Raw genomic sequence first — 848 nt, 5'->3', positions numbered from 1 at the left:
TCGCATCACAGCATTTTAGCATTGCCTCTGTGTGCCTTCAAGGACACAGCCGTAAGCGTTGCTTACGGTGGCTGATATTAACCTCGGGCTTTGAATCTAGGAACAGTTATGGGCTTCACCCTGTTGCATTTGTTTAATTCTGCATTGTCCTAGATAGATTAGTAGTTGCCATTTTCCTGGCATGTTATCGGCATTATCAAGCTCTTGTACATGATTCAGGACACGATAACCATTGTGCCTATGGGGACGCAGGAAGTTGTAATAAGTTACCCAGAGAGCTAAATCGTAGTTGGCGCCTTCGATGTTATCAAAACCGTTGGTAGGACGATAGGATTCTTTGTAGGTTCTGTTAAGTCGTTCAATCATCTGTTTGTAAGGGCGATATTTGGTAGATACCTCATCATCGTTGGTAAGGCCGATTACTTGGGTGATATCAAACTTAAATTTTCCACCAAACTGGCGGAAGAATTGTTGAGCTGCTAATGGGTATGCGCTGTATCCGTCGGCGATAAATTTAAAGTGTTCTGGTAGTTTTTCTTTGTAGTGTTTTAATGCCATACGCATGGAAAGAATGCATGGACCAACACCACGATTATCAGAGATTTGGTATCCGAGGATGGAGCGTTTTGCAGCGTCCATAATAAACCAGATGTAACCTTTTATACCTTTGATTTTTATGTAGGTTTCGTCAGCAGTTAATACTTTACCAACTTTGTAATCGTAATTGTCGGTGAAAGGCTTTACACAGATGGCGGCAGTAGTACAGTAATTCGCTACTTGTTGATGAGATATTTTTATTCCATGAATGTCTCGGAGAGCTTGAGCGGTTTTTCGCAAAGAGAGACCTA

1 protein-coding gene is annotated in these 848 nt (G+C 41.7%); it reads right to left on the bottom strand.

Going from position 1 to position 848, the window contains the following annotated elements:
- Positions 1–96 precede the first annotated feature (96 nt).
- The coding region (locus tag DW981_RS14760) for a DDE-type integrase/transposase/recombinase (protein WP_118508261.1) at positions 97–848 on the bottom strand (752 nt) is incomplete at its 5' end.

Source organism: Clostridium sp. AM49-4BH (assembly GCF_003478335.1).
GTDB lineage: Bacteria > Bacillota > Clostridia > Lachnospirales > Lachnospiraceae > Butyribacter.
The sequence above is the reverse complement of the archived record's forward strand: the minus strand, read 5'-3'. Positions and strand labels throughout refer to the sequence as shown.